The organism is Providencia sp. PROV033, from assembly GCF_028484855.1.
Taxonomy (GTDB): Bacteria; Pseudomonadota; Gammaproteobacteria; order Enterobacterales; family Enterobacteriaceae; genus Providencia; species Providencia alcalifaciens.
Genome location: NZ_JAMPSW010000114.1, coordinates 1 through 9592 on the forward strand (window position 1 = coordinate 1; position 9592 = coordinate 9592).

7 protein-coding genes are annotated in these 9592 nt (G+C 40.3%); 6 read left to right on the plus strand and 1 reads right to left on the minus strand.

Translation table 11 applies throughout. The features are described 5' to 3' along the window. Positions 1 to 916: 916 nt before the first annotated feature. On the minus strand, positions 917 to 1264 hold the full coding sequence (locus tag PSF16_RS15065) for a RidA family protein (RefSeq protein WP_006659920.1): 348 nt from the start codon (positions 1262 to 1264) through the stop codon (positions 917 to 919). A gap of 148 nt (positions 1265 to 1412) precedes the next feature. Between PSF16_RS15065 and PSF16_RS15070 the strand changes: the two genes are divergently transcribed. The 6 genes from PSF16_RS15070 to PSF16_RS15095 all read left to right on the plus strand — a co-directional run bounded on the left by PSF16_RS15070 (position 1413) and on the right by PSF16_RS15095 (position 9506). After that, positions 1413 to 3338: an ATP-dependent DNA helicase gene (locus tag PSF16_RS15070; RefSeq protein ID WP_181480828.1), complete on the plus strand. Its 1926-nt coding sequence runs from the start codon at positions 1413 to 1415 to the stop codon at positions 3336 to 3338. A 103-nt stretch (positions 3339 to 3441) separates the two neighbouring features. After that, positions 3442 to 4137 carry a tRNA (adenosine(37)-N6)-threonylcarbamoyltransferase complex dimerization subunit type 1 TsaB gene (gene tsaB, locus PSF16_RS15075; RefSeq protein WP_006661823.1) on the plus strand — a complete coding sequence of 232 codons (696 nt, stop codon included), beginning with the start codon at positions 3442 to 3444 and terminating at the stop codon, positions 4135 to 4137. Positions 4138 to 4356: 219 nt separating this feature from the next. After that, entirely contained in the window at positions 4357 to 4959 is a 603-nt protein-coding gene (locus tag PSF16_RS15080; protein WP_006661822.1) for a Slp family lipoprotein, read from the plus strand. Positions 4960 to 5299: 340 nt separating this feature from the next. Continuing rightward, on the plus strand, positions 5300 to 6988 hold the full coding sequence (gene fadD / locus PSF16_RS15085; RefSeq protein ID WP_006659916.1) for a long-chain-fatty-acid--CoA ligase FadD: 1689 nt from the start codon (positions 5300 to 5302) through the stop codon (positions 6986 to 6988). 110 nt (positions 6989 to 7098) lie between these two features. Next, the gene (rnd, locus tag PSF16_RS15090) at positions 7099 to 8220 is read left to right on the plus strand and encodes a ribonuclease D (RefSeq protein ID WP_006661821.1); all 1122 of its coding nucleotides are present in this window, start codon (positions 7099 to 7101) and stop codon (positions 8218 to 8220) included. Between the two features lie 518 nt (positions 8221 to 8738). Then, positions 8739 to 9506, plus strand: a complete 768-nt coding sequence (locus PSF16_RS15095; RefSeq protein WP_006661820.1) for a Slam-dependent surface lipoprotein — start codon at positions 8739 to 8741, stop codon at positions 9504 to 9506. Positions 9507 to 9592: the final 86 nt, after the last annotated feature.

Consider the following 9592-nt stretch of genomic DNA (forward strand, 5'->3'; position numbering starts at 1 on the left):
TTATGAATTAGTCTGTATTTAATTTTTTATATTTAATTTTTTATATTTAATTGGTAGAAATAGAAATGCATTTACTGTAGCACAAGTAATAGTGAAGACTGATATAAAGATAGCGTAATAATAAAGGAATGAAGTAAATTCAAAAGCGGAAATTGAGCGTAAATTTATATTTCCGTTTGACATGTTATAGTTTAAGAAGTAATTAATATATGTAATAATAAAAGCAATTAAAATTATACTAAAATAACCAAATATGGTTGTAACTATCCCTTTATTATATAGTTTAAAATGTTCTTTTTTATTTCTATAGAATTCCATACAATCAAATAGTATGGAATGGAAAAAAAAGGTGCCGTTTTACAGTATAAAGCGGATAGATAGCTTTCATTTCGATAATAATCTGAGTAAATTACAGGTATCTCACCTATCCAATTACTAATGTTTATTATTACTATATTGGGTATCATGTGTAACCATATAGTTGAAAGAGGAATACCCCCCAGCAAAATGGTAATAATAAAAACTAAGCTTGAATTGATCTTGAAAGACATTTTAGAATTCCCACTTCACATGATGGTGATAATAATATTCATTTCTATTGTCATGTAAAGATTTATTACTTCCTACTGTGTAGAGAAATACAAATTTCATTTGAGATGAAAAAAGAATATGAGAAACAGTAAAGACTCTAAATAATACGTTTTTACTTTTAATAATAAATCAAATGGATAGGTAAAATAGAGGCCAAAGCTCGTTAATGCCGTATGCTGTGATATGCAGTGAGACAGAAAAGAAGTGAGAGTAGTGAGAAAATAAAAGGTCAAAACATCCCGTTAAAAATAATGCCGCTCAATTCAAGTGATCGGCATTAAACTGATGGTTCTTTTTTCAAGTCTTAATCAAACTTCAAGTAATATCAATCAATCGCAGCAACGATTTTGATCTCAACTTTATATTCTGGCTTCATTAATGCGGCTTGAACAGTGCAACGGACTGGTGCGCTGCCTGCGACAACCCAGGCATCCCATGCTTGGTTCATGCCAGCAAAATCTGCTTTATCTGCAAGGAAGATAGTCGCATCTAAAATTTTGCTTTTATCTGAACCGACTCGACCTAACATGACATCAATGGCAGCCAATGCATCCGCGGTTTGAATGATAATGTCGCCATCCAATTTTTCTGGGACGCTAGTATAGTAGACCACGTTGTTATGGATAACTGCTTCAGACCAACGGGTATCTGGGTCAATGCGTTCAATAGTCATAATTGTTCCTTATTATCAGTGCTGACCAAGGATATCAGTTTGCTACTATGATGAAAATCAGTTCGTTAATGAAACGATAATTAGCTCAGCAGCCATCTTGAACTCATGGTAAAGTGTGCCCATCAACAGTAAGCAATATAGGTTTGTAGTGTCTAACGACTTTTCAGCAGATGGCTTTCTAGCAAAAACAATTCCTGGATTCCAACCTCGAGAGGCGCAGGTCACCATGTCTGACGCCGTGGCTCAGTCTATCGAACAGCAACATGTGCTGGTGGCTGAGGCGGGGACAGGAACAGGGAAAACTTACGCTTATCTCGTCCCTGCATTGCGTAGCGGCAAAAAAGTGATTGTTTCTACGGGCTCGAAGGCACTTCAGGATCAACTCTACCATCGTGACCTACCTACGATCATCAATGCGATGAATTACACGGGTAAAACGGCGCTGCTGAAAGGACGCTCAAATTACCTGTGCCTTGAACGGTTGGATCAGCAATCTCTTGGTGGAGGAAGCCTCGAACCTGAAATTCTGGCGGCGGTAGTCAGATTACGCAGTTGGTCCATCGAATCGGAGTTAGGGGATACCAGCACCTGCCATGATATTGCTGAAGATAGTGCGGTTTGGCCATTGGTCACCAGCACGAATGACAACTGTTTAGGTAGTGATTGTCCGCGTTATCAAGAGTGTTTTGTGCTTAAAGCTCGTCGTAAGGCGCTTGATGCGGATGTAGTGGTGGTCAATCATCACTTATTTATGGCAGATCGGGTTGTGAAGGATACTGGTTTTGGAGAGTTAATTCCTCAAGCGGATGTGATGATCTTTGATGAGGCCCACCAAATTCCAGATATTGCGAGTCAGTATTTTGGTCAGCAGCTGAGTAGCCGCCAATTATTAGATTTGGCTCGTGATATGATCATGACTTATCGTACGGAGCTAAAAGATCAAGCCCAACTGCAAAAAAGCGCAGATAGGCTAACCCAAAGTACACTGGATTTTCGCCTTAATTTAGGGGAAAACAGTTTTCGCGGTAATTTACGTGAATTACTGAAGTTATCTGAAGTACAGCGTGCACTAACGTTGCTCGATGATGCGCTTGAACTCTGCTATGAGGTGATCAAAACATCATTAGGTCGCTCTCAAAGTTTAGACTCTATTTTTGAGCGGGTGACCATTTACCGTAACCGTTTAAGTCGCCTAAAAGAGGTGACTATACCAGGCTATAGCTATTGGTTTGAAAGTTATGGGCGTCATTTTTTATTGGCGTTAACCCCACTTACTGTTGCGGATAAATTCAGTGAAATGATAGCCAGTACCTCGGCAAGTTGGGTATTCACATCGGCGACATTGTCCGTGAATGAAAAGTTAAGCCATTTTACAGACAGGCTCGGTCTTAGTGACGCGAAAACATTGTTGCTTGCTAGCCCCTTTGATTATGAACGCCAAACCTTACTGTGTGTCCCGCGATTTTTACCTGAACCTAATCAACGGGGAAGTGCACAGAAATTGGCGAATATGCTGCGTCCACTGATCGAAAAAAACCAAGGTCGTTGTTTCTTCTTATGCACTTCACATTTGATGATGCGAGAACTTGCAGAAGAATTTAAAGCATCGCTTACGCTGCCTGTCCTTATGCAAGGTGAAAGCAGCAAAAATAAGCTGTTAGCTCAGTTTATTGCCGCGGGGAATGCGGTTTTAGTGGCAACGAGTAGTTTTTGGGAAGGGGTGGATGTCCGAGGGGATGAACTGACATGTGTGATCATTGATAAACTGCCCTTCACGGCTCCTGATGATCCGTTATTACGCGCACGAATTGAAGATTGTGAGCTCCGTGGTGGGGACCCATTTGCTGATGTGCAGTTACCTGATGCCGTGATCACCTTGAAGCAAGGCGTTGGACGCTTAATCCGTGATACGAAAGACTATGGAGTGATTGTAATCTGTGATAATCGCTTAGTGACTCGACCTTATGGCGAAGTGTTTTTACGTAGCTTACCACCATCACCACGCACTCGTAGCCTGAATAAAGCGATTGATTTTTTGGCGCAAAAGCGTTCCGAGTCAATGGAAAAACACTAATTTAGTGCAATCTCGTGGGTGGTTTATGTTAAGATACCGCCCATCTTTCAGGTTGCCGTCATAAGGCGACAACAAAAAACCTAATATTTGCCGGAGTTTAGGCATGTCGAGTCGTATTCTAGCTGTTGATACAGCCACTGAAGCTTGTTCTGTTGCACTTTTGTGTGACGGTGAAATTATTTCGCGTTTTGCGATTTCTCCTCGTGAACATACCCAGAAAGTACTTCCTATGGTTGAAGAAGTATTAGTGCAAGCGGGTATTACGTTAAATCAATTAGATGCATTAGCATTTGGGCGCGGACCCGGTAGTTTTACTGGCGTGCGGATTGGCGTGGGGATCGCACAAGGGTTAGCGCTTGGCGCTGATTTACCTATGATCGGCATTTCTTCATTAATGACACTGGCACAAGGTGCATATCGCACAACAGATTGCTCACGTGTTCTGGTCGCGATTGATGCTCGAATGTCAGAAATCTACTGCGCACAATATCAACGTGATGAGCAAGGTTTTTGGTTAGGTGAAGAGACTGAAGCTGTCATGCTTCCAGCAGATTTCAAAGCTAAACTCTCAGAGTTACAAGGACAATGGTGCTACGCCGGTACTGGTTGGGGTGCTTATCCTGAATTGTTACAAGGTTCGACCATAAGTGATAGCCTGATTACTCTGCCAGCTGCGCAAGATATGTTGCCAATAGCAGAACAGTTATGGATAGCGGGTAAAATAACTGCGGTAGAGAATGTTGAGCCAACTTACCTGCGTAATGAAGTCACTTGGAAAAAATTACCCGGTCGCGAATAAAAATAAAAACCATTTTTGTAGAATGAAAATAAATAGCTATTAGGTTAATACTAGATAGCTATTTTTTTACCTAAGACATAAAATTGGCTTTTAATTGAGCTATCATTGAACAAATGAGTACTAATAACAATTGAATTGAACATATAATGTGGTGAGGTTTTTGGGCTGTATTAATACTTATTATCTCAGTTTATAATGATGGCTAATTGGAGGTGGAAAATGAAAATTCAATTTAGCTACCGCTCAGCAATGAAAACGCTGTTACTTGCGGGCATATTAGCGCTGGCTGGTTGTGTATCGATCCCTCAATCGATCAAAGGTTCGGTGCCTAATCCTGCAGAAAATCTTAAATCGGTACAAAATGCACCGGAAATGTTTATCGGTCAAGAAGCGCGTTTTGGCGGCAAGGTTATTTCTGTTTTAAATGAACCGAAAAGAACGCGAATTGAAATAGCGGTCATGACGTTAAATAAATACGATGCTGCGCCGGAATTAAATTCCGCATCTCTTGGTCGTATCTATGCCTATATCAATGGGTTCGTTGAACCAAATGATTTTAGAAACCGCTATGTGACTGTTGTAGGTAATATTACCGGAGAGCAAGCTGGAAAAATTGGTGAAGTTCCTTATCAATACGTGACGATGAATGTGACTGGCTTTCAACGTTGGAGTATTGCTCAAAGTGTGATGATCCCACCGCCTGCGGGACCATGGGGTTATGGTTATTATGGTTCTCCATATTACTATAATCATCCTTGGGGATGGGGCTATGGATATCCAGTAGGACCTGCTCAGGTGCAAACCTATTTAACGGAAGATTAAAGAGTAATCTATATTATTATTCTGCTAAAAATCCTAGTTAATCTAGGATTTTTTTTACAAAAAAACGAAATGGCAGTGGACGATTAATCGCTTAACTCTCCAAAAATTTCTCACAACGGTGTATAATTACGGGATATAAACAGAGTAAAACTCTGATGAATTAATCTTAAGTTGAATAGGGCGGCATAGACCGCCTTATTTTTATCTCGAAGGAATGAAATTTATTTAGTGATATAGCTCTCAACCTTAGCATTGTTTAATTTTCAAACTGGTACAATGAGTTAATAATTTGTTAAAGGGCTGTGTAAAATAATAACTCACTAAATTCAGGAGTAACATTTTGGAAAAAATCTGGCTAAAAAATTATCCTGCTGATGTACCTGAAGAAATAAATCCTGATGACTTCGCGTCATTAGCAGAGTTACTTGAAAATGCCGTTGCTCAATATGCGGATCAACCTGCGTTCATTAACATGGGCGCTGTGATGACGTATCGTAAGCTTGAAGAGAGAAGCCGAGCATTTGCCGCATACCTACAAAATGGATTGGGTCTTAAAAAAGGGGATCGTGTTGCCTTAATGATGCCAAATTTACTGCAATATCCTATTGCACTGTTTGGTATCTTGCGTGCGGGTATGGTCGTGGTGAATGTCAATCCACTGTACACCCCGCGAGAGCTAGAGCATCAACTTAATGACAGTGGAACGACAGCGATTGTTATCGTCTCTAACTTTGCGCATACCCTAGAGAAAATCGTATTTAATACAAAGGTTAAACACGTCATTTTAACTCGCCTTGGTGACCAACTTCCCCGTCCGAAAGCCACCATCGTGGATTTCGTCGTGAAATACATCAAGCGCTTAGTGCCGAAATACAATCTGCCTGATGCAATTTCGTTTCGCCGTGCGATGCATCAGGGCTATCGGATGCAGTATATCAAGCCGAATATCAAGGGTGATGATTTGGCATTTTTGCAATATACCGGTGGAACGACTGGGGTGGCAAAAGGTGCAATGTTAACTCATCGCAATATGTTGGCAAATATTGCGCAGGCCAGAGCAGCATATGGTCCAGTTTTACATTTTGGTCATGAATATGTGGTTACAGCTCTACCGCTTTATCATGTATTTGCACTTACGGTAAATTGCTTATTATTTATTAATGTCGGTGGTGTGAACTTACTGATTACCAATCCGCGAGATGTTCCGGATACGGTTAAACAGTTAGCTAAATATCCATTTACAGCGATCACGGGCGTTAACACATTATTCAATGCGTGGTTGCAAAATCCCGATTTTCAAAAGTTGGATTTCTCGCGCTTGCGGCTGTCCGTTGGCGGAGGAATGCCTGTCCATAAAGCCGTCGCACAGAAATGGCAAGCGCTGACAGGGCGGCATTTACTAGAAGGCTATGGCTTAACTGAGTGTTCACCATTAGTTTCAGGTAACCCATATAATTTAACAGCTTATAGTGGTAGTATCGGAATACCCGTTCCATCAACAGATGTGAAATTTTTAGACGATGATGGGCATGAAGTTCCCCGTGGTACGGCGGGTGAAATGTGGGTAAAAGGTCCACAAGTAATGAAAGGGTATTGGAATCGTCCTGATGCAACGAGCGAAGCCATTGTGGATGGCTGGTTAGCTACCGGTGATATCGCTGAAATAGACGATGAAGGCTATATTCGTATTGTTGATCGTAAGAAAGATATGATTATTGTCTCTGGTTTTAACGTCTATCCAAATGAAATTGAAGATGTGATTTCCATGCACCCTGATGTGGTTGAATGTGCGGCCATTGGTGTGCCAAGCGAAAGCACTGGAGAAGCAGTAAAAGTCTTCGTGGTTACTAAAAATTCTTCATTGACCGCTGCAGATCTTAAAACATTTTGCCGTCGTTCGTTAACCGCTTATAAAGTACCGAAAATTTTTGAGTTTCGTGATGAGCTACCAAAATCTAACGTAGGGAAAATCCTACGAAAAGAGTTAAGAGCCGAAGAGCAGCAAGCACGAGAAAAATCACCGTCATAATGAATTATTGAGTGGTGAATTAACAAAAGCAATGTGTAACGCCGGTTTTTACCGGCGTTACTGTGTCCGTCAGATACACTTAACTAAATTATAATAAAGAGAAACTTGTTTTGAATTACCGTTTAGTCACAACAGATAGCGAATTAGCCAAAGTCTGCCAAGAGGCCAGCGATGCACCGTGGTTAGCATTAGATACTGAGTTTGTTCGCACTAGAACCTATTACCCTCAACTGGGGTTATTGCAGTTGTATGATGGAAAACAGGTTTCATTGATTGATCCGCTTTTAATGACGGACTTTAGCCCATTTAAGGCACTGTTAACCAACCCAAACCAATTAAAATTTCTACATGCAGGCAGTGAAGACTTAGAAGTTTTTATGCATGATTTTGGTTGTGTGCCTGAGCCAATGATAGATACTCAAGTGCTTGCCGCGTTCTTGGGTTATCCAATTTCTTGTGGTTTTGCGACGTTAGTTGCAGAACATTTGGGTGTCGAGCTAGATAAAAGCGAATCACGAACAGATTGGCTTGCTCGACCTTTAAGTGAGAAACAGTGTGATTATGCGACTGCAGATGTCCTTTATTTGCTGCCACTCGCGAAAATTTTGATGGAAAAAGTGTCAGAAGAAGGTTTATTAGCGGACGCACAAGATGAATGTCAGCGTATCGTTGCGCGTCGTCAAAAAACAGTCAAACCAGAAAAAGCTTATTTAAGCATCACTAATGCATGGCAGCTACGTGATGAGCAACTTGCCTGTTTGCAATTACTGGCAGCATGGCGTCTTGACCAAGCGAAAGCACGGGATATGGCAATAAACTTCGTCATTAAAGAAGAAAATTTATGGAAGGTCGCTCGCTACTTACCAAGTTCATTAGGTGAGCTGGACGCATTAGGTTTATCAGGGCAGGAAATTCGTTGTCACGGTCGGCGTTTATTAAGTATTGTTGAGGACGCGAAAAAACTCGATGAAAGCCAATATCCTGCACCTGTGGCTAATATCACAGAGCAAAGCCAGTACAAAAGTATCTTTAAAGAAATAAAAGCTGTGGTGAAAGAGATCGCTGAGAATGAAAAATTCAACCCTGAATTACTGGCATCTCGCCGTCAAATAAACCAATTACTAGCAGTGCATTGGGGATTAAAAGAGAAATCATGTCAGCCTGAACTGCTTGCAGGTTGGCGTGGACGATTATTGGAAGGACCCTTAACTCGATTACTTAGCCAAGCGTAATCCGCGATAAAGGCACAAAATAGCGATAATTTTGTGCCTTTATGTGATTTTCAAGGCACTTTTTTTCTTGGGTATTTTGTTATTCTTATCAGTAAGTTTTATTCTCATTCCGACAATCCTAAATATTTATTCCTCTTTAAATAATGAAGATTATTATTTAACACTAATCTAAAAATAATCCCATCCATTGAGATTAATATCATTATTTAATGCCGTTCAATTCTGTAATTACTCTTAAAAAATAGCAAAGATAAATAAAGATCGAACTTAAAATCGCTCATTACAGGGATGATTAACATTTATAGGGGGAGAGTTATTTTATAGTTTATTGAAAAATAAAAAGAAAAAACACCATTCTAATGTAATGATTTTTCATTGAATTATAAAATCTTTATTTGTAAATAAAACGCATTCTCATAAAATCATTTTCAGTTTGTGGGTCCACAAATATGTCCAAGAGAAAAGAGTAAAAAGCATCACTCCTTTTAATTTTTTACTAATTGAATAAGGAAATCACTATGAATACAAGTACTAAAGCGACGTTAATTGCTATTTTGGCAGGTATGTCTACCTACGCGAGTGCGATAACGGAATCTGCACAGAGCCAAACGTATGAGACAGAAAGATCAAATGTAACGGTAGGTGAAACTCAAGCTTCTCATGGACCCCATGGGGGGAGTATAGGCTCACCGGGTATTGGTCATCGTTATAAAGGCGAAGGAAAAAGAATATCATTTTCGAGCTTAGCGAGAATTGTGATGTTTCCAAAAGAGGGCAATGTTTATGTTGTTCCTGCAACACCAAACGGTAATGTCGATATGGGGAAATTCCAGTTCTCTAAAATCGCAGATGCCGAAGTTTATTATGGGGATTGGTCACAAACTGGAACAGAAGACGATGCTAAGCACACTGCATTCTTCTCTGGCCAAGATGCGACAACAGCTGTGCCAACCGAAGGTAAAGTTACTTACACCATAGCGGGAATTAACCAATATGATGGTGAGAAGAAGCTTCCAGGTAGTTTTGAGGCGAACTTTGGTGATAAGGACTATGTTGGTTCATTACAAGGAACTGCACACCAGTATGATTTTAAAGGGCAAATAATGGATGGTGGATCGTTTTCTGGAGATGCCATTGTTAAAAATCTCGAAAATACTCAGCAGAATACAGGTTTGAGTTATGGGCGCTTCTTTGGTGAGAATGCGGAACATGTTGGTGGTGTGTTGGTATTTAATGATAATCACAAACATGATACCGCTTTTGGTGGCAGCCAGAACCAAGAGTAATCTCTATTTCGCAATATAGCTGCTATCAGGTAGGCAAAAGTTATTTTGCCTACCTGTATTTTTGTGGAAAAAGGAAAAGGAAGGCC